The sequence below is a fragment of the Bacillus velezensis genome (genome assembly GCF_001461825.1).
GTDB lineage: Bacteria > Bacillota > Bacilli > Bacillales > Bacillaceae > Bacillus > Bacillus velezensis.
Genome location: NZ_LLZC01000019.1, coordinates 339,930 through 362,896, shown reverse-complemented (window position 1 = coordinate 362,896; position 22,967 = coordinate 339,930). Strand labels below are relative to the sequence as shown.

The 22,967-nt window shown below is 43.5% G+C and carries 8 protein-coding genes; 5 read left to right on the top strand and 3 right to left on the bottom strand.

Annotated features, from left to right (window positions below):
* Positions 1-3: 3 nt before the first annotated feature.
* Complete coding sequence (locus tag AR442_RS12280; protein ID WP_003154548.1) at positions 4-213, bottom strand: DNA-dependent RNA polymerase subunit epsilon; 210 nt, start codon at positions 211-213, stop codon at positions 4-6.
* A gap of 354 nt (positions 214-567) precedes the next feature.
* On the opposite strand from AR442_RS12280, the gene AR442_RS12275 reads away from it, so the two are divergent.
* Entirely contained in the window at positions 568-1,341 is a 774-nt protein-coding gene (locus AR442_RS12275) for a Cof-type HAD-IIB family hydrolase (RefSeq protein ID WP_031378771.1), read from the top strand.
* A 34-nt stretch (positions 1,342-1,375) separates the two neighbouring features.
* Here AR442_RS12275 and def read toward each other — a convergent pair whose 3' ends face one another.
* Both def and AR442_RS12265 read right to left on the bottom strand, forming a co-directional pair.
* The gene (gene def, locus AR442_RS12270) at positions 1,376-1,930 is read right to left on the bottom strand and encodes a peptide deformylase (RefSeq protein ID WP_003154544.1); all 555 of its coding nucleotides are present in this window, start codon (positions 1,928-1,930) and stop codon (positions 1,376-1,378) included.
* 112 nt (positions 1,931-2,042) lie between these two features.
* Positions 2,043-2,222, bottom strand: coding sequence for a YjcZ family sporulation protein (locus AR442_RS12265; RefSeq protein WP_007409651.1), 180 nt, complete (start codon positions 2,220-2,222; stop codon positions 2,043-2,045).
* Positions 2,223-2,466: 244 nt separating this feature from the next.
* On the opposite strand from AR442_RS12265, the gene AR442_RS12260 reads away from it, so the two are divergent.
* The 4 genes from AR442_RS12260 (at position 2,467) to AR442_RS12240 (ending at position 22,927) form a co-directional block, all read left to right on the top strand.
* On the top strand, positions 2,467-3,105 hold the full coding sequence (locus AR442_RS12260) for a YkyA family protein (RefSeq protein ID WP_014417638.1): 639 nt from the start codon (positions 2,467-2,469) through the stop codon (positions 3,103-3,105).
* Positions 3,106-3,569: 464 nt separating this feature from the next.
* Complete coding sequence (gene fabD, locus AR442_RS12250) at positions 3,570-5,876, top strand: ACP S-malonyltransferase (protein ID WP_014417640.1); 2,307 nt, start codon at positions 3,570-3,572, stop codon at positions 5,874-5,876.
* Positions 5,877-5,897: 21 nt separating this feature from the next.
* Positions 5,898-18,155, top strand: coding sequence for an SDR family NAD(P)-dependent oxidoreductase (locus AR442_RS12245; RefSeq protein ID WP_014417641.1), 12,258 nt, complete (start codon positions 5,898-5,900; stop codon positions 18,153-18,155).
* Entirely contained in the window at positions 18,155-22,927 is a 4,773-nt protein-coding gene (locus AR442_RS12240) for a type I polyketide synthase (RefSeq protein ID WP_053285005.1), read from the top strand. The genes AR442_RS12245 and AR442_RS12240 overlap by 1 nt, the downstream gene beginning before the upstream one ends.
* Positions 22,928-22,967 lie beyond the last annotated feature (40 nt).

The window sequence follows — 22,967 nt, the reverse complement described above, 5'->3', positions numbered from 1 at the left end:
CGCTCATAACTCCAATACTTTAAAATTTTCGCTCTGCTTCTCATATTCTAAAAAAGCACCGTCCACAGGCTGAACAAATTCAATGTTGTATTTCTGATCTTTCAGTTTCGTTCTGACGTCCCGTTCTGAAACGCCCTCAATGTAAAGTGAATCTGTTTTTTCCCGAACAGGTACTTCGTCAGCCTTCTCTTGATAAAATACCTTATAAATCATCCAAATCTCTCCTTAAATGCCGTATGTTAGACTCGCTTATTCTATTATATTCGAAAACGGATTATAAGGAAAGTCTCGAGCAAAAAAGGGACTTTCAAAAACCGAAAGACCCCTTCTACGCGATGACTTTTTTCCGGAGCATTCCGCCCCACTGTCTTCTGAGTTTCTTCCGTAATCGGCGCAGCATCGTATACCTCCTTTGAAGCCCTTTATAGCAGTAGTATGCGGAAAAACTGAATTTGTTTTCGTGGGTAAAACTGGAATTTCATCAAGGCGGTTTTCCGGAAGAAAAACTTTATGTATGATGATATTGAAAAAGACACGACTGATAAACGGGAAAAAGGAGAAATTGACATGAAACCAAAATTGATTTTTTTTGATATTGACGGCACGATCTATGACCATGATAAACATATTCCCGATAGCGCAAGAAACGCCGTGACGGCGCTTAAAGAGGCTGGCCATCACGTTTTTATCGCCAGCGGAAGGTCCCCGTTTATGGTAAAACCGATTCTGGAAGAGCTTGAGATTGAATCATTTATTTCATACAACGGCCAGTATGTCGTATTTGAAGGTGAGGTCATTTATAAAAATCCGCTTCCTGAAGATGCAGTTGCGCGTTTATTAAAGCAGGCGGCAGAAGGGGAGCACCCCGTCGTATTTATGGCGGAAGACACGATGAAAACGACCGTCCCCGGACATCCGCACGTCTCGGAAGGAATAGGCAGTCTGAAAGCGCCTTATCCCGAAGTTGATGAAACATTTTATAAAGGAAAAGAAATTTATCAGCTGCTTTTATTCTGCCGCGGTCATGAAGAAAAAGCATATGCCGCTTTTCCGGAGTTTGATTATGTCCGCTGGCATGAATTGTCAACGGATGTGCTTCCGAAAGGCGGTTCAAAAGCGGAAGGCATTAAAAGAGTGCTTGAGCGGCTTCCGTACGGGGTAAGTGACACTTATGCATTCGGCGACGGACTAAATGACCTTGAGATGATCCGTTTTGTCGGCACCGGGGTGGCGATGGGAAATGCGGTTCCGGAATTAAAAGCTGCCGCCGATTTCGTCACAAAGCCGGTGGATGAAGAGGGAATCAGCTGGGCCGTCAAAGAACTGGGCCTTTTGAAATAGAGAAAACCGGCACTTTGGGAAGTGCCGGTTATTTTTAACGGTCAATGGCAATGGCGTTTTCAGGTTCTTTGAACGGATTTTCTTTGTCGATATGGTCGTAAAACATCACGCCGTTCAGATGATCGATTTCGTGCTGAAACACGATGGCCGGAAAACCTTTGAGACGGATGTCAATCTGTTCTCCTTCAAGCGTCACCGCCTTTACGCGGATGCGGGCGTAGCGCGGCACATAGCCGGGAATGGGTTCGTCTACCGACAGGCAGCCTTCTCCGCTCGTCAAGTAGCTTTTTTCCACTGAGTGGCTGACGATCTTAGGGTTAAAAAGAGCATAGCTGTATAAAGTGCCTTTCGCATCTTCTGCATGGACGGCGATCATCCGTTTTTTTACGTCTGTTTGCGGAGCGGCAAGACCGACGCCCGGACGAAGCTTGTATTTCTCGGCTAATTCAGGATTTTGGCTGTTTTTCACAAACTCAATCATATCAGCAAGATGCTGTTTTTCTTCGTCAGAAGCGGGAAGCTGAACCTCTTCAGCGATCTCTCTGAGCGCGGGATGTCCGTCGCGTACAATATTTTCCATAGTAATCAAGAAACTTCACTCCTAAAGCTTAATATGTAAATTATAGCGAATTTCTTTATCGCGGCGCAACGAAACAATTGGCCGGCCATAGCAGGCCGGCCGATGTTCATGGTGTATAAGGTCAGCAGCCGCAGCCTAAATAAGCGGCACCGACGATGATTAATAAGATAAACAATACGACGATTAATGCGAATGTGCGGCCGTATCCGCCGCCGCAGCCGTAACCGTAACCGCCGCCATAACCATATCCGCCGCCGCAACAACCGCCGCCAAATCCGCCGCCAAATCCATATCCGTACATAAAAAAACCTCCTCTTTTAATTACGCTGACCCTCTGTCAGCAGGGCCGGCGTCTACTATAAACTATGTAAAAGCCAAAAAGATGTATGGTCATCCGCCCTGTTTTCTCAATTTTTTACGCAAGTATTCTTTGAAAGCACCGTAAGCGTCTTTACCCGGTCATGCCAATTACAGCTCAGCTATTGTCAAAAAGCGTTCGGGCTTCTATAGTGGAAATTGTCAAGATTGGGGGATTTTAAGTGAATATGATTCAAAAAAAGGTATTAGCAGGAATCGGAGCGCTCGGCGCCGCAAGTATGCTGCTTGCCGGCTGCGGGGGAAAAGATCCGGTTGAATCGCTTCATGACTCGATGGAAAAAGCCGTTCAAGCGGAAAAACCGTTTCAAAAAGAGCAGAAAACATTAGAAAAATTGGAGAAAAAAGAGCATCAGCTATACGACAGCGCGGTTAAACTGAATATGGATGATTACCAGAAAATTGTCACACTGTCTGATCAGGCTCTGAGCAATGCAAATCAGCGAAAAAAACATCTGAAAGCAGAAAAAGACAGTATTGATGATTCAAAACAAGCGTTTGAATCCGCAAAAAAAACTTCTCAAGAAATAAAGGATAAGAAAGTAAAAGAAAAAGCCGGGCATGCGGTCGCTTTAATGGAGAAAAGGTATGCATCTTATGACCTTTTGTACAAAAAGTACGAAAAAGCCATTTCACTTGATAAGGACCTTTATAAACTGATTAAAGATAAAAAGCTCACATTAGCGCAGCTGGAAGAGCAAATCAGCAAAGTAAACTCAGTTTACGAAAAGGTGCATAAACAAGCAGATGAGTTCAATCAATTTACTAAAGACTACAACAAAGAGAAAGAACTATTATTCCGCAAATAGTATAGTGAAGGCATATCGGCATGGGCTGATGAACTGATAACAACCGAGTTCAGCCGCCTGTAAAAAGGCGGCTGAAGAATTGGTAAATACGTGTGTTTCCCATTGACAACAAGTAAATCATAGTATAGTATTTATTTAGGGAAATATTCACATAAAACCAATCGTTGTTTCGGCACGTTGGAATGTTTTTATTATATTGATATATATATATATATAAAACAGAATGAAAATGTGATTTTAATTATCAGAAAATTCTATCTATTTATATTTACGGCAATATGATATTTGTACATGCTTTTTGCTTTTAAACCTTTATCCGGCATAAAGGTTTTTTTATTTTGCTTAGTAATGCTTATTAAGTAAGGGTGCTGAAAGTAAACGACAATTTTAAAATTGAAGTGAAAAACGTTTATCAAAATCGTAACGAAAAGAAACGGCAGAAATACGGAACAGGAGGAAAACAAATGCTTGCTTACGTCTTTCCCGGACAGGGAGCGCAGTTTAAAGGAATGGGCAGAGACTTATTCGATGAATTCGGTGAGCTCATTAAAAAGGCAGATCATATTTTAGGATACTCCATAAAGGATTTATGCCTTTCAGACGAAAAAGAGAGGCTGACTGATACGAAGTATACACAACCTGCAATTTATACAGTGAGCGCACTGCAATATTTAAAGGGTTTAAAAGAAGGTCATACACGTCCTGATGCTGTTGCAGGACATAGTCTGGGTGAATATACTGCGCTTTTTGCGGCCGGTGTTTTTAATTTTGAAACAGGTCTCCGGCTGGTTGCTAAAAGAGGCGAGTTAATGAGTGAGGCTTCCGAGGGCGGAATGGCTGCCGTGATCGGACTGGATGAGCACCACATAAAAAAAATACTTCAAAAGTATGAATTCGGCCAAATAGATATCGCCAATTACAATACATCTTCACAAATTGTGATAGCAGGGGCTGCAGAAGAGATAAAGCGGGCAGCCTCTTTTTTTGAAAAAGAAGGGGCGAAAGCTTATATCGTATTGCAGGTCGGCGGGGCTTTTCATTCTCGTTTCATGGAAAGTGCACAGCGTGAATTTGCGGAATTTATCGAGGGGTTTCATTTTTCTGAATTGAATTTCCCGGTCATTTCTAACTATACGGCAAGACCTTATAAACAAGAAGATATCAAACGGAATTTAATTGAACAAATAACAAACTCGGTAAAATGGACTGAAAGCATCAGGTATCTAATGGGACAAGGCGTCACTGTGTTTGAAGAGATCGGTCCCGGAAACATTCTGACTAAATTAATTCAAACCATACAAAGAGATGAGGAACCGCTTACTATCAGTGCGCCGGAAGACAGTCTCTTTTTTCCTGAAGGGAACAAGGACAATTCGGAAAGCGGGAAAGAGCATAGCCTCTTGGCCGAAAATATAGAGAGCGGTGCAGCTTCACCGGTGTCCCGATTGGGTGATCAATCTTTCAAAGAAGATTACGGTTTGACATACGCGTATTTGGCAGGTGCGATGCATAGAGGGATCTCTTCCGCTGAAATGCTGATCCGCCTCGGGAAGAAAGGAATGCTGGGGTTCTTTGGAACAGCAGGTTTAACGATAAGGGAAATTGAACAGGCCCTTATTTCTATTAAGAAGACACTCAAAAATGGCCAGCCCTACGGTATGAATCTGCGATTTGAGCCGGCTCATCAAGATAGAGAAAAGGAATTGATAGATTTATATATCAAGCATGACGTACGAGTAATAGAAGCGTCTTCGTATCTTTCCGTCAGCGCGCCATTAATTTATTACAAAGCGCATCAGTTGAAGATAGACAAAAGCGGCAGCGTCATACCTCATAATCGGATCATTGCCAAAGTTTCACGGCCGGAAGTTGCGGCCGCATTTCTGAGTCCGCCTCCTCAAAGTATCGTAAAGAGAATGTGTCAGAACGGTATGCTGACGGAAGAGCAGGCGGAGTGGCTCAGCCGTATTCCGTTAGCAGACGATATCATTATTGAAGCAGATTGCGGAAGTAATACCGAACAGGGCTCATTGACGGCGATGCTGCCGTTTTTTGTTAACCTGCGGGATGAAATGATGGAAACACACAAATACGCAAGGAAGATAAGGATCGGGGCTGCGGGAGGAATCGGGACTCCCGAGTCTGCCGCGTCTGCTTTTTTAATGGGCGCTGATTTTATTATGACGGGATCCATTAATCAATGTACAGTTGAAGCCGAAACAAGCGGTTTTGTTAAAGAAATGCTGAGTGAGACAGGAATATGCGATACTGCTTATGCGCCTTCGGAGACTCTGTTTGAGTTCGGAACAAAGGTTCAGGTGCTGAAAAAGGGCACGCTGTTTCCGGTCAGGGCAAATAAATTATTTCAAATCTACCAACAATACGAGTCTTTGAATGAGATAGATGAAAAGACAAAGATTCAGCTCGAAAATGATTATTTTAACAAGACTTTTGATGAAATCTACGAAAGCATAATAGAAAAACAGCCGAACCTGGCCCAAAAAGCTGAGCGCAATCAAAAATATAAGATGCTGTTACTATTTAAGTGGTATTTGCAAAGAGGATGTCTGCTTGCTTTGGAAGGGCAGGAAGAACAAAAGGTGAATTTCCAAGTTCATTGCGGCCCGTCTTTAGGCGCTTTTAATCATTGGGTAAAGGGCACGGATTTGGAATCATGGAGAAACAGACATGTCGATGACATTGGTGAAAAATTGATGAATGAGACCGAAAGTCTGCTGAGGCGCAGATTGGATACGTTATTTCTACACTAAAGAAGGGGCGGGTGGAGGCCAATGGTTCATTTGAATAAACAGAGTGCGGATATCGCGATAATCGGGGTTGCTTGCAGATTCCCCGATGCAGATCATTATCATGAATTCTGGGAAAACATAAATAGCGGCAAAGATTCCATCCGGGAAGTGCCGATTGAACGGTGGGATCCCGATCTTTATTATTCAGCCGATATCAGTATACCGAACAAAACAATCAGCAAGTGGGGAGGTTTTATTCATAAAGCTGACCATTTCGACCATAAGTTTTTTAATATCTCTCCCCGGGAAGCGAAAAACATGGACCCTGAGCAAAGAATCCTTTTAGAAGAAACTTGGCGGTGCATCGAAGATTCCGGGATTTCTTTGCAGGATCTCCAGCGTAAAACCACTTCTGTTTTTGCGGGTATTATGAATTCTGACTACCGGCAGACAGGTCATACTGAATCGGAAATCGACAGTTACGCCTGTTTAGGAAGTTTCGAAGCTATGCTTTCCAACCGGCTTTCATACACATTCGGTTTGACCGGAAAAAGCATGTCTGTAAATGCCGCTTGTGCATCGTCGCTTGTTGCTTTACATGAAGCGGTTAAGTCATTGCGGACAAAAGAAAGCGATTATGCAATCGCATCGGGAGTAAACTTGAATTTCCAACCCGGAAAATATATTTCTTTTTCCAAAGCCAGAATGCTGAGTCCTGACGGCAAATGTAAAACCTTTGACGCAGCGGCGAACGGGTACGTTCCCGGAGAAGGGGCAGGCGTTGTATTGCTGCAGCGCCTTGGTGATGCAGTAAAAGCCGGTCACCATATATACGGGATCATAAAAGGGACAGCTGTTAATCATGGCGGTAAATCCCGTTCCATAACCGCTCCCAGAGCAGAAGCGCAGAGCCGGGTCATCTCAGAAGCTTTACACAACGCTGCTGTCGATGCTGCGACGGTTTCTTATGTAGAAGCACACGGCACAGGTACATCTCTGGGCGATCCGATAGAAATAGAAGCATTGACAAAAGCGTATCGGCAATATACTGAGGATACTCAATATTGCAGGATCGGAAGTGTGAAAACAAATATCGGTCATACAGAAGCAGCGGCGGGAATGGCCGGATTGATAAAAGTTCTAATGATGATGAAACACCGGAGGGTGCCGAAAAGCCTGAATGTACATACGGTAAATCCAATTATACAGTTTGAAAAAACACCGTTTAGGCCGGCACTTGATTCAAGTGATTGGAAGGCGGCAGACGGGGCTCCGCTCAGGGCGGGAATCAGCTCCTTCGGTTTTGGGGGTGTCAACTCTCACGTCATCATCGAAGAATTTATACATACAAAAGACGAATCTGACAGAAAAGGAAGGGTACCCTTCCTTTTTTCCGCTAAAAGTGAAGAAAGCATGAAACAAATGATACATCATTGGAGAACCTTTGCTGACGATTCAGAGGAATTTTGCAAAATATCAAATGAAGTGATCAGCAGCACCCTTTTAACAGGGAGGACATCGTTTGATTACAGGGCTGGTTTATTGGCAGGCAGCAAGGAGGAATTTAAAAATCAGCTTAAAGAGGGATTGAGTTTTCGGAGGAAACAAGATTCTGAATGGGCGCTTGCCATCGGTGACTTCAAATGGGAAAGTTATAAACAATTTGCCGTTTTGAAACGGGTGTTCCCTGATTTAGAAAAGAACGTAAGGCCGGTGCTGAAGGGTATACCGACATTGCACAGTTCATTTAAAAGAAAATGGACGCCTGAGAAAATCCGCTTGTATTCTTTAGTTATCAATACGGAAATCATAAAAAGTATCCTGGCATCCGGTTTTAAGCCAAGCCTCATTACAGGCGCCGGAGACGGATATTACGTCGCTCTTGCAGCAGCGGGTATCATCAAAATTGAAAAGGCCATTTCTGTCATCACAGGCGCTGAAAAACCTTCGCACTTATCCTGTGAGCCGCCGTCCATTCCATTTGTCAATCCGTACACTTCAAAAACGTACCCGCCGGTTCGATTAAATGAAGAATATGTAAGGATGCTGCTGAACGGTCTGAGCTTCCCGGCTGATTTTGCAGACCGCCTGTACGGGAAAACACGGCTGCTTCTTGAGCACCAATATACGTTTAAAGGGTTTTTAGAAGAGTGGGATAAAGCGGGAAAGACTCAGGAAATCGAGATTTTATCTTATATTGTGAATCGCACGGCGGATAAAAGAAACGCATTGCCGGCTGATGAGGAAGCGGCGATCATGGCTATCCTTGCCTCTATGAGGAGACTGTATAAGAGATGGGATTTAACAGATTATGATGGATTCTTTAATAATGATTATGTTCTGGAAATATTAAATTTACTGGACGAAGGAATTTTGTCTAAAGAACTTTTTCTGAGCATGTTATTGAAAAAGCAAGACGGAATTAAACAGGCTGTTGCTTGTATGAATGAGCAGCCGGCAGATTTTTATGATAAGGATCGTTTTCCGTTGATGACAGAATACAATCAAATGGATGCCGTGTCTCAGGAGATAGCTGATCATATGCCGCTTCACACGGAAGAAAAGGGAACGGAGCCGGATGTGGATATTTCTGAGTTTTCAGTTTTTCAATTCGGATCGCTCCCTCCATCAGCAAAACTAAACAAAGCGGCTGCTTTTGAAGCGGACAAAGCAGCTGATGAGGCTCTTTATCATTCATTTATGCAAATGTGGCTTTCAGGAGAAGAGATTGAATGGGCGAAACTAGGTGACTATCATAAAAGAAAAGCCCCGCTTCCGCCTTATCCGTTTGAGCGCTGTCAATTTTCTTTAAACCCTCAGCAGGTAAAATCAGACGCGGCTTTTTCAGCAAAGAAGAATCAGGCACTTTATACGCCGATATGGAAAGAAACCGCACTTGAGAATGAAGCGGACAGCGGACAAGCCTGTACTATTTTGCTGTTCTCCGAGAATAAAGACTATTTTGAAGAGATGAAAAAAAGAGAGAATACGTCCGCATATCTTATTATGCCCGGTGACCGTTTAGAGCAGATAAGCGATAGTGTTTTCACGATCAACAGGCAGCGTCCCGATGATTATCAAAGTGTCATTCGTCTGTTAAAAGAAAAAGGCGCAGCGCCTGATGCAATTTTGCATACGTGGTCTGAAAAACAGCCTGAACTGGAAGAAACACTCGAATCAGGAATTTATTCCGTGTTTTATCTGACTAAGGCTTTAATCAGCGAGAACCTTATAAACAAAGTAACGTTCATTTATACATTCAGCGCAGATCAAAAAGAAAAATTGCCGTATTTTGAAGGTGTGAACGGTTTTTTTAAATCGGTAAAACAAGAATATCCGCAGCTGCATTGTAAGACGGTTTGCTTTGAACATGATTCTGCAGCCGTTTCATTTTCAGAGAAGGCTGCCATTCTTTATAAAGAAATAAACACAGCGCCTGATCGGCATATTCATATCACTTACAGAGGCTGCGTAAGATATGCACGGATGTTAGAGAAGCAGAGAGAAACATACACAAAGACCATTCAATACCCTGAAAAAGATAAAGTATATTTAATTACAGGGGGATTTGGGGGGATTGGCAGTAAAGTCGCTGAATATTGCGCGAAAACTGAAAGATCCACCATTATTCTATCGGGGCGATCTGCTTTAACCGGAGATAAGCAGAAACATTTAGAATATCTGAACAGCTTTAAAGCCAAGGTTTATTATATACAGGCGAATATATCCGATAAAGAAGCGGTAAAAAAAATGATTGACGGTATTACCGATCAGCATGCAGGTCTTCATGGCGTCATTCATTGCGCAGGAGTTATCAGAGACTCGCTGCTTTTTCAAAAAACAAAGCAGGAACTTTCAGAGGTGATTGCTCCAAAAGTTCATGGTGCATTGAATCTTGATCATGCAACGAAGTCGCTGGAATTGGATTTTTTCGCCGTTTTTTCTTCAGTCGTCTCTATTGCAGGGAACGAAGGCCAGTGTGATTATGCATATGCAAACGGCTTTTTAGATCATTTTGCAGAATATCGGGAATGGAAACGGCAAAATTCTCTGCGCAGCGGCCGCACGCTGACAATCAATTGGCCTTTATGGAAAGACATCGGAATGGGGGCGAACCTGTCAGGTCAAGGGCGGACGTCTCTTTTTCATGGTTCCGGGCTCGAAGAACTTCCTGCTGAAAACGGAACGCAATGGTTTTCGCGGATTGTAACTTCGGGTCAGCTGCATAATATTGCAGTCTGCGGTGATCATGAGCGCTTTGAACAATTTATGCGGCAGAGATTTTTGACGGACGAAACAGAGACAGGCAGTGCCATTCCTTTGGCTCAAGGCGATATTTTGGATCAGACAGTTTTGTTTTTAACCAATATCATCTCCTCTGAGGTCGGTGCAGAACGGGAAGAGATCGATCAAGATGTGCATCTGGCTGAATATGGAATGGATTCGGTTATGATTCATCAATGCAACACAAAGCTGGAGCAGTCACTGGGAGCAATTTCGAAAACGCTTTTATTTGAATTTCATACAATCAGAGATTTAGCAGATCATCTTGTAAAGGAATATCCGGATCGGCTGGGGCGTTTATTTTCACGGGAGGAAAAAGGAAAACAGATTCAGAGCATTACCCCCGCCAGGCCGGAACAAAACATCACTGCACCTGCGGCGGAGGAAAAAGAACATCTTGACGGGATAGCGGTAATCGGTATCAGCGGCCGTTATCCCGGGGCTGAAAATATCGAAGAATTGTGGGAGCTTCTATCAAAAGAGAGAACCGCAATCACAGAAATTCCGAAAGAACGATGGAATTATGAGACCTACTATGATCCAGACCCCGCTAAAGCGCATGAGGGGAAAATTTATTGCAAATGGGGCGGATTTTTAAAGAATGCTGAATCATTTGATTCTTTGTTTTTTCAAATATCTCCAAGAGAAGCAGAAGCGATGGATCCTCAGGAACGAATATTTCTCGAAACCGTATGGAAAGCATTTGAAGATTCGGGATATACCATTGAAGGGTTGAGAAAGCAGACCGAAAAACATGTCGGTGTATTTGCGGGAGTGACAACCAATTCTTACAAGCTGCTCGGCGAAAGAATACCGACGGACAAAAACGATGTACTTCCAAATTCGTTCCCATGGTCTCTCGCGAACAGAGTGTCTTACACATTTGACTTTACAGGTCCCAGTGTCCCTGTAGATACGGCTTGCTCTTCATCCTTAACGGCAATTCACATGGCTTGCCAAAGTTTAAAAAAAGGTGAGTGCTCGGTTGCGGTTGCGGGAGGAGTAAATTTGTATCTTCATCCTTCTGACTATTTATACCGATGTCAGATGGGAATGCTTTCAAAATCGGGAAAATGCAGAAGTTTTGGAGAAGGCGGCGACGGTTTCGTACCCGGGGAAGGTGTCGGGGCCGTTATTCTTAAACCGCTTAAAGATGCCATACGTGATAATGATACTGTGTACGCCGTCATTAAAGGAACGGCAATTAATCATGGGGGAAAGACGAATGGCTATACGGTGCCTAATCCTGCCGCACAGGCGGATTTAATCCAAGGAGCTCTTAAAGCGGCCGGTTGGAGCGCCAGAAGTGTCAGCTTTATTGAAGCCCACGGCACGGGAACGCCGCTGGGTGACCCGATTGAAGTCCGAGGCCTGACCAAGGCGTTTAGAGCTTATACCGAAGATGTTTCATATTGCTCTCTCGGATCGATTAAATCTAACATCGGTCATCTCGAAGCGGCTGCGGGTATTGCCGGCCTGACAAAGATTATCTTACAAATGAAGTATAAAAAAATAGCCGCAACACTGCATGCTGAACGGGTGCATCCGGATCTTTATCTGGAAGAGACACCTTTTTGCCTTCAGCAGGAAACCGCCGACTGGATAAAACCCGCGAATGAAAAACATTCTGACAGCAAATATCCGCGGCGTGCGGGATTAAGTTCTTTCGGAGCGGGCGGGGCGAATGCTCATATTCTTGTGGAAGAGTATGAGTCTGCTGCTGACTGTTATACGGATTGTGAGGAAAGTGAGGAACTTATCGTACTCTCAGCCAAGCATTCACTGAGTTTACGGGAATCGGCAAAACAGCTGGTGGAATATCTTCAAAAGGCCCGTCAACAACAGGGCGAGTTTTTGCAGCAAGCGGGAACAAACAAGCCGCTTCACCTTTCTGATATTGCGTATACCCTTCTTGAAGGGCGTGAAGCCATGCCGGAAAGGCTTGCTGTCATTTCAAATAATATCGATGATCTGATGTTGAAATTAAATCACTTTTATAATGGAATTGACGATCACGAAATATTTAGAGGGAAAAAACTGAATCATAAACGCAGACAGCAGCAATCGGAACTTCCGCTCAAATCCGGCAGAACCACATTAGCCGAAATGGCTGAATTCTGGGTATCAGGAGGCAATTTAAGCTGGGAAGATTTCCGCACTGGCAGAAAACCGGCGAAACTTACCCTGCCGACTTACCCTTTCTTAAAAAACAGACTGTGGGTGTCAAATAAGGCGCAATCAAAATCAACAGCTGATAAAGCTCCTTTATTTGATTTTTCTGCAGGTGAGTGCCGATTTTATAAAACGCTTTCAGATTCTGAATATTATGTAAAAGATCATGTTGTGCATGGGAATATGGTTCTGCCAGGAGCGGCAATCATCGAAGCGGCCAGAGAAGCGGGAGAGAGGCTGTACGGAAAATCAGTCATAAAACTGAGTCAGGTTGTATGGGCGGTTCCAATAACCGTTGAAAAAGAAAAGACGATAATGATAGATCTGCTGCCGAATCAAAAAGACGGCAGATTTGTGGTGAAAACCGATATGCAACCTGAAGCGGCAGTTCACTGCCAAGGAAACATTATCACATGCGGAGATAAAGATGCCTCTCATACAGAGCGTTTTCAATTGGACAGCTGGTTAACCGGACAGAAAAGATTAATCAGCGGCGCTGAGTGTTACAGGGATTTCCGGCAGAGCGGTTTGGACTATGGAGCCAGTTTTCAGGTAATAAAACAGCTGTTTATCCATGAAAATGCTGTTCTTGCACGAATATCACTTCCTGAGAGCATTCATAAAAAATCCGGCACGCTGCTGGAACCGTGTTTATTGGATGGCATTTTTCAATCCACAACCGGGTTTACGTCCGGTCAAGAAGGAGATCACACCGCATATTTGCCTTTTGAATTAGGTGAGCTGGAGATTCTTCATACACCTTCGGCAAACGGCTATGCTTACATTACAGCTGCCGATGAAAGACAACATGATGATGTCAAAAGGTTTCATATATTATTTATGGATGAAAACGGATCTGTAAGTCTTAAAATAAAAAACTTAGCGTTAAAGGCGTTAAGGGCTGCACCGCAGACTCAGGATGAGCGGCATTCAGTTAAGTATTACACTGATATGTGGAAGCGGGCCCCTCTGCTTCATCAGCCTGAAGCCAGCGGTTTAAACAGCTGCCTTGTGATTTCACTCCGTCGGGATATATCAGAACCGCTGATCCGCCAGGCATATAAAGATATCGGCTTGAACATGATCTTTGTCCGCCATGGCGGCAGTTTTCAAGAAAAAAGAGCTGATTCCTTTGAATTGAACAGCGTCAAACTTGACGGCTATCAGAAATTGCTGGCGATTCTTAAAGAAAGACAAGTGACAATTGACCGCGTCATTTTAATCGGGATGAGCCCTGAAACGGGAATTGAGCAGAACATTCATGAAAAGCTGGAAGAGGCTGTTTTGCCGGTTTTCAATGTAACGAAAGCTCTGCTAGCAACAATCCCAAGACATAAAATCCTGATATCACATGTATTTTTCACAAGGGAAAATCAAATCTTACCTTATCAAATGGCAATCAGCGGCTTTTTTAGGTCACTTCATTTGGAACATCCAATGTTGTCCGGTAAAAATATTGAAATACAAAGCGGTGAAATTCAGTTACAGCTGAACACCGGTCTGCCTGAATTAAAAAACCTTGTGAAAGAAACAATCATCAGCGATGGTACTTCAGAAATCAGATACAGAGATGGAATCAGGCAGGTCAAGCACTCTGCAGAAATTGAAAGTGCCGAGCCCCCCAAAAAGATGGAAGTAAAAGAAGGGGGAGTTTACCTCATTACAGGAGGAACGGGCGGTCTGGGACTGATTTTCGCCAGACATCTTGTGCGAAAAGGGAGAATAAAACTTGTCCTTATCGGCAGGTCAGAGCTTTCTGAGGAAGCCGTAAGCAATGTAAAAGAGCTCGAAAAAAACGGATCAGAGGTTTTTTATGTAAGAACCGATATTTCTGATAAGGAAAATGTCAATAACCTGATAAACCTCGTCAAAAACAAATTAGGTCCTGTTAAAGGAATTATTCACAGTGCCGGTGTGATAAAAGATTCATTACTCATCAATAAGCGTGAAGAGGATCTCGATTCAGTCGTGGCCAGCAAGGTTTACGGAACGATATGGCTTGACCGGTATACAGACAGAGAACCTCTGGACTTTTTTGTAATGTTTTCATCTATCAGCGCAATAATCGGGAACGCGGGACAAACCGATTATGCTTATGCAAACCGGTTTATGGATTATTTTGCGGAAATGAGAGCGGCGGAAAATAAACCTGGAAAAACAGTCTCGATTAATTGGCCTTTATGGAAAGAAGGCGGTATGCAAATTGATATTCATTCAGAGAAGTTCCTTTATGACCGTTTCGGAATGCTGCCTCTGGGAAAACGGGAAGGCCTTGCAGCATTTGATCAAGCAATGACAGGGTGTGAACATCAAATAATGGTATTTAGCGGTAATGAATTAAAGCTGGAACGAATGATAACGATTGACAGCGGAAAAAGTGATCCGGCAATCGCCGACGAAAATCACGAACCGAAAGAGCTGTCAATAACTGAATCTTTAAAAAGCACTTTGACGCGCATCATCACCGGCGTATTAAAAATTGAAGAACGGGAATTTGATTTTGAACTGCCGATAAGTGAATACGGATTTGATTCAATTATGTTTACAATGCTGGGCAGCGAATTAAACGAGTCATTAGGAATATCAATGATGCCGTCAGATTTTTTCGGTCTTACTGATTTTAATGAACTTCTTGAGTTTTTAAAGAGTGAGTATTCCGAGAAGCTTCATCTCTGCGGTTCTTTTTCTTCAGATGAATCTGCGGCGAAAGACCGGAGAGAAAATCTGATTGAGGGCATCGCAAAGATGATGTCAAGTATTTTGAAGATTGACAGAAAGGAAATAGAAGAAGAGACTTCATTCGGCGAGTACGGATTTGATTCTATTACGTTTACCAGACTCGGAAATGAAATCAATCAACAATATGGTACGGAATTATTGCCGTCCATTTTCTTTGAATGCAATTCACTGGCTGAAATGACTGATTATGTAATCGAGGAATACGGAGAAATCCTTTTTGCTGAGACAGAATCTTTTTCTGCAGCTGACGAAAAAACATTGTACAGCACGCCTCCGCCGGAATCCTATGAACATTCCCCTGAGCCTGAAAATAAAACTAGGCAAGAGGAAAGACATATGAATGAGCCGGTGGCAATAGTGGGAATAAGCGGCCGTTTCCCCCAAACAGATACGCTGGAAGACTTTTGGGAAGGAATTGAAAAAGGCCGGGATATGATTACAGACATTCCTGAAGACCGTTGGAACTGGAAAGAGTTTGACGGCGATCCGATCAGGGACGTCAATAGAACAAAAATAAAAAAAGGCGGATTTATCAAAGGCGCGGACAGTTTTGATCCGTTGTTTTTCGGGATTTCTCCCGCCGAAGCAGAATTAATGGATCCCCAGCAAAGAATTTTTATGGAGACTGTATGGAAAACAATAGAAGATGCGGGCTATAAGCCGTCTGATTTGGCAGGGACGAAAACCGCGGTGTTTGCAGGGGTCGCCACAACGGATTATGCTGAACGTCTGAATGAAAATGGCGTCTCTGTTCAGGCGCAGACCGCAACCGGTTTAAATCATTGTATATTGGCAAATCGTATTTCTTACCAGCTGAACCTGACGGGTCCGAGCGAACCGATTGACACTGCCTGTTCAAGTTCGTTAGTTGCGCTCCATCGTGCGGCTGAGGGGATTCAAAGAGGCGATTTTGAAATGGCGATTGCAGGCGGAGTGCATATTATGACAAGCCCTACTCTGTTTATAGCTTTTGATAAAGCAGGTATGCTTTCCAAAGACGGAAAGTGCAAAACGTTTGATAAAAGCGCTGACGGCTATGTAAGGAGTGAAGGGGCGGCTGCAGTATTGCTCAAGCCGCTCAGCAAAGCACAGGCAGACGGTGATCATATATATGGTTTGATTAAAGGGTCAGCTGTAAATCACGGCGGCCGCGCCAATTCTTTGACAGCTCCGAATCCGAACGCACAGGCGGACTTATTAACCGAAGCTTGGCGGAAGGCGGGGGTCAGTCCTGCCACTGCGGGATATATAGAAGCGCATGGCACAGGGACAAGTCTTGGTGATCCGATTGAAGTGAACAGCATCATAAAGGCATTTAAAACGTTATATCAAGAATGGGACATTCCTTTTGCGAAACAGAAATGCTGCGGAATCGGGTCTGTGAAAACAAACATCGGCCATCTCGAAACCGCTGCCGGAATAGCCGGAGTGCTGAAAGTGTTACTGGCTTTTAAATATCGCAAACTTCCGGGACTCGCCCATTTTTCAGAACTCAATCCATACATCAAACTGGAAAATACGCCATTTTATATCACAGAAACCGCTCAAAAGTGGAATTCGATAAAAGATGAAGAGAACAACGATCTGCCGAGGAGAGCAGGTGTCAGCTCATTCGGATTCGGCGGTGTGAACGCGCATATTGTTTTAGAGGAATATAGGGAACCTCAAAAAGAAGTGCCGGAAAACAACGGTAACACACATATTTTTGTTTTATCTGCGAAAACCAAAGATCAATTACTTGAGTATATCCGGCTTATGGTTCAGTACTTGGATCGCGTGATTGCCGGTGACATGACCGTTAATGCCAGTGACATGGAATTTACATTGCAAAACGGCCGGGAAGCAATGAACGAAAGAATTGCCGTATGTGCAGCGAGTCTGACTGAGCTGAGAGATAAATACGTCAGCTTTCTTGATGACAGCAAGGTGCAAAAAGGCGTATTTATAAGCGAAAACACTGAAGAGCGCACAGCTGTTTCTGAATATATGATTCAGGAGGCTCTTCAAAGCGGAAAAGAGGAGCTGCTCGCACAATGGTGGGCCAATGGAGCCGAGTTTGAATGGAAGACAATCGGCAATAAGAAATTGAATAGAGTGCCGATGCCAACTTATCCGTTTGCAAAAGAGAGTTATTGGTTTACTCCGAAAAAGAACAAAAGCGAGGTTAATAGTAAAAGTCTTCACCCATTAATCAGCGAGAATGTCTCAACATTAAAGAAACAAGCATTTAAAACTGTTATTTCCGGAACTGAATTTTTCGTCACTGATCATCTTGTTTCAGGAGACTATGTGCTGCCAGGAGCCGCTTCGCTTGAAATGGCTCTTGTTTGTGCGGAAATAAGCGGAGAAAGTAAAGTATATAAAATAAAAGACGTGATGTGGAACAGACCTATATTATATAAAGGAAAAACGCTGCACATTTATACCGACTTGGAAATGAAACAAGATAAGTTGAACGTAATGATATGTAAGGAGGGTCCGGATGGCGTGCAGCAAATCTGCACACAAAGTGAAACAGTATTCGGAGACATAAACAGCAATCCTGAGTATGTCGATATTGATCAGTTCATACGCAGCAGTGAGCCGGTCATAAGCCGGGAAGAGTGTTATCACCGCTTCAGCCGTATGGGCCTGACATATCATAGCAGTTTTCAAACGTTGAAAGCCGTATATCGCAGTGATATGGAGTTAATGGCAGAATTGGAGCTTCCTGCTCATTTAGCGAACGGGTTTTCACATTTTACACTTCATCCTTCATTGATTGACGGCGGTTTTCAAGCGGCGGCATTTTTGTTAAGAGATAATGAGAAAGAGGGCTTATTTGTTCCATATTCACTTAGAGAGCTTCACATTAAGAGGGCGCTTACTGCCCGATGCCATGTTTCGGTGAAAGAAACCGGTTTTTATACGTATAACATTGATTTTATTAACGAGAGCGGCGAAATAGCCGTGAGCATGAAAGACTTTTCTGTCAGAAAAGTGACCGGGGGAGAATTAACCGCAGGACGTAAAAATGAAGATCAGGAAATTCTCTTCTTATTAGAACGATTGAAAAACGGTGAACTTTCTGCTGACCAAGTTTATCAGCTGCTGGAGGGAAAATAGTGCAGATCAAACAAATACTTTCCTTAATTGAAGAACAGCAAATGTCTCCTGATGCAGGACTGGAGCTAATTCGCACTTACAGAAAAGAACAAATGGAAAAAAAGGCGGAGCCGGAATCACAAGCTCCGTCCCCAACCATTTTTTTCAAGAACGATTGGGTAAGGACAAATAACATTGATATGCCGAATCAGCAGGCGCCGGGAAATATGCTGATTTTTGATCAGGATAACCGTCTTTTTCAGCATGCCGAGATGATGAATGGAGAACATAACCGTGTCATTCTCGTAACGCCCGATTCTGATTATAGAATTGAACGGAATAGATGCATAATCAATCCTTCTGATGAAAATCATGTCGAAATGCTGCTGTCTGATTTGGCTGAAAACGGATTTACACCTGATGTCGTGCTTTATTTATGGAACGGAGAAATCAGAGAATTCACTGAAGAATCCGTTAACGAAACTCTTCGCAGAGGGATAAACTCGCTCTTTTTATTATCAAAAGCTTTAATGCGAAGAAACGAACCTGTTACGTTATTGCATATTTATTGGACAAGCGGTCTGAATCAGCCGTTTCATGAAGCTGTCGGAGGGTTCATGAAAACGGTAAACATGGAAAGCTCCAAGCTTAAAGCGAAAACCATACAGATTCGCCATGAGCATTCTGAGATAAATCCTCCGGTTTCCGAGGTGTGGGATGCTGCAATCAGTGAAATACAGCACTTTCAATCCGATGAATGTGAGGTTTTAATAGACTCACATACCCGTTATGTGAAAGGGCTGCAGCATATTGATAATCCGGAACACGATAACGGATCTGTAACGTATCAAAAAGGCGGCATATATATCATTACCGGAGGAGCGGGAAAACTCGGGCTGCTGTTTGCGGAACACATCGCTAAAGAAAACCAAGCCGTGATTATACTTACAGGCCGTTCTTTTTTAACCGCTGATCAAAAAGAACGGATCAGTAAGCTTAATGAGAGCGGCTCTATTGTTGAATATCAGCGGACGGACATAACAGATCGAACAGAGACAGAGCGATTCATTTTCGGCGTTAAACAGCGGTACGGCAGCATAAACGGGATCATTCATGCTGCCGGCATCCTTCGTGACTCATTTCTTGTAAATAAAAGTCTCAGTGATTTTACGGACGTACTGAACCCGAAAGTTTACGGGACAATCTGGCTGGATGAGCTGACAAAAGACGAAGATCTTGATTTTTTTGTTCTCTTTTCTTCTTTTTCCGCTTACGGAAATGCCGGCCAAAGTGACTATGCGTACGCAAATCATTTTATGGACAGTTTTGCAGTGCTTCGATCTCAGCTCTCCCGAAACGGAAAAACCCTTTCAATCAATTGGCCGTTATTGAAAGATGGCGGGATGAGTCTCGACAGCAATGGAATCATTCAAATAAAAGAAAAATACGGAATGACTCCGATGCGAACTTCCTCTGTTTTGGAAGCGTTTCTGAAAATGCTGCGGTCTTCATTTACCAGCTTAATGCCTGCAGAAGGAGAGCGGGATAAAATGATAAAAGCGCTTTCGATTCAAAGAAATACAGCTGCAGCAGATCAAGATACACTCACGGCGGAACACGATGAAGAAGAGGAATATGCTGCGAAAGAAAAAGTCAATGACTATTTAATCAAGATCATCAGCGGTGTCTTGAAAATCCAATCTCATAAAATAAATGCGAAAGACTCTTTTGAGAAATTCGGAATCAACTCACTTATGATCATGTCACTTATTTCAAAGCTTGAAGATACTTTCGGGGATCTTCCAAAAACAATCTTTTTTGAATATCAGAACATTGAAGAGCTTTCAAACTTCTTCCTAACATCTTTTAAAGAAAAAGTGCTTAAGGCCGCAGGGGCAGCTCCGGTAACAAGAGTGCCGAAGAAAAGAGAAAATCTGAGTAAAAAACAGCACCGGCAGCAGAAGGTTGCATCTGCACCGAGCATGGTTCCGCCGGGTGAGGATATTGCCATTATCGGTGTGAGCGGAAGATATCCGAAATCCGATACTCTTGAGGAGTTCTGGGAAAACATTGCCGGAGGGAAAAACTGTATTATTGAAATCCCCGAGGAACGTTGGGATTTCAGATCGAATTACAGTCCCGACAGAATGGAGAAGGGGAAAATCAACAGTAAGTGGGGCGGTTTTATCAGCGGTGTTGATCAATTCGATCCGCTGTTTTTCCACATTTCTCATAAAGAAGCTGAGCTGATGGACCCTCAGGAGCGAATTTTTCTCGAAACCTCCTGGCATACGTTTGAAGATTCAGGATATACAAAAGAGAAGCTTGACGGTATGAAAGCCGGTGTGTTTGTCGGAGCCATGTACGGACAATATCAATTATTCGGCGCAGAAGAAACTGCGCGGGGCAATCCGATTGCGCTCAGTTCCTTCTTTTCATCTATTGCGAACAGGGTTTCATACTTTTTTAATCTCTCCGGCCCGAGCATTGCACTGGATACGATGTGTTCATCATCGCTGACGGCCATTCACTTGGCATGTGAGAGCATTAAAAGAGGGGAAAGTGAAATTGCGCTTGCGGGCGGCGTTAATGTGTCCATACATCCCAGCAAATACCTTTGGCTGAGTCAAGGTAATTTTGTTTCCACCGAAGGATTGTGCAGAAGTTTCGGAGAGGGCGGAGACGGCTATGTCCCGGGAGAAGGTTCGGGAGCCGTCCTTTTGAAACCTCTGGAAAAAGCAATTGCTGATCAGGATCATATATACGGAGTGATTAAAGGAACATCTGTAAATCATGGCGGAAAAACCAATGGATTTACGGTTCCGAATCCGAATGCACAAGCTGAGCTGATTGCTGAAAATTTCAAGAAATCAGGCATCAGTCCGCGATCCGTCAGCTACTTGGAAGCACACGGAACGGGTACCTCGCTCGGAGATCCGATTGAGATCGCAGGATTGACAAAAGCGTTTGAGAAATTTACGGATGATAAACAATTTTGTGCTATAGGTTCAGTGAAGTCTAATATCGGACATTTGGAGTCTGCTGCAGGTATAGCAGCTCTTACAAAAGTTCTTTTACAATTTAAGCATCAGAAATTGGCGCCATCCATTCACTCGGAACAGCTGAACCAAAATATCCGATTTGAAAAGACGCCTTTTTACGTTCAGCGGAAAGAAGAAGAGTGGCGGAAAGAATCAGGCGCCTCCAACAGGAGAGCAGCAATCAGTTCGTTCGGAGCGGGAGGAGCAAATGCCCATGTCATTGTGGAAGAATATCAAAACCATGCGGACACACAAACAATAAGCGGGCCGTTTGCCGCAGTTCTCTCAGCCAAAAATGAAGACAGACTGAAAGAATACGCTCGGCGCCTTCTGCAATTCACAGAGCGGGAGACAAAGGCCTCGGCAGCTGATATCGCTTTTACATTGCAGACATGCAGGCAACCGATGGAAGACAGACTTGCTGTTGTAGCTTCCGATTTGCCGGAGCTTAAGGAGAAGCTGAGAACTTTCTGTACTGAAGGAACAATTGGAGAGGGCGTATACAAAGGCAATGTTACGAAAGATTTTGATAAAGTCTTTATCTTTCATGACCAAAAGATGAAAGATAAATTCCTCGAGGTGATGATGGAGACAAAGGACTTGAATCTTCTTGCAAAATTATGGTCTTTCGGGGCTGATATTCAATGGCGAGAGTTATATGAAGAATATACCCCGCAAAAGGTCAAGCTTCCTTTATATCCATTTGCTGAGGAGTCTTACTGGGTGCCTCGAAATCAAAGTGCAATATTTCCGGAAACATTGCCGCAGCAGTCTTCACTGCACCCGCTTCTGGATTCGAATGAATCTACTCTGGAACAGCAGTTTTTTAAAACGACATTAAGAGAAAAAGAGATTTGGTTAAAAGACCACATTGTAAAAAACAAGAGCATTCTCCCGGCAGCTGCTTTTCTTGAAATGGCATGCGCAGCGGGAACGCGGTCATATCGAAAGAAAAAGGTCACTCGTTTAAAAAACGTGATATTTGCCAGACCGGCCATGCTTTTGCAAGAGAGCCTGACCATTTACACTCACATTTCCGTAAAAGACGGCAGCATATTATTTAACATGTCACCTGACGAGGATGCTGCTGTAAGGACTGGATTTGTGACGGGGGAATTAGATTATGATCATCATTACAGTGATGATGATATAGAGAACATCGACAGACAAGAGATGATAAACAGAAGTGCTTTTGTCCGTGAACAAGATGAATGTTACGAGTATTTTCGGGAAAACGGGTTCCTGTATGGGCGCGCTTTTCAGCCGATTCAACGTTTATGGGGCGGCGGAACGGAAGCGGTTGCACACTTATTGCTGCCAAAAGAAGCCGCATATGCTCTTGAAAATTATACATTGCATCCGTCTTTAATTGATGGGGCTCTGCAATCTTTGTTCGGAATTACCGACGGAAGAGAAGAGGCATCTGTTTATGTTCCTTTTTCAATAGGAGAGATTACGATTCGGAAAAAGGTTTCAGCAGAATGCTGGGCTTATGCGCGTAAAACAGGCCAAAAAGGTCAATCCGAGCTTATTTACGATATTCAGCTGCTTAATGAACAAGGAGAGAGACTTGCAGGTTTGAAGGATGTAACCATTCGTAAAAAAGAAACGTTTTCCGCGGAGGCACAGACTCGTGCAACAGCGGATTCCAATGGAAAGAACGAGAGAGTAAAAGAGCTCCTCAGACAATTAAAAGCGGGCGAACTGACTGCGGAGGAAGCAGATTATGCGCTGGAGCGTATGCAGGATTAGTTTATCATTTTGCGGAAGTGCCATTTGTAAAGGGGATGAA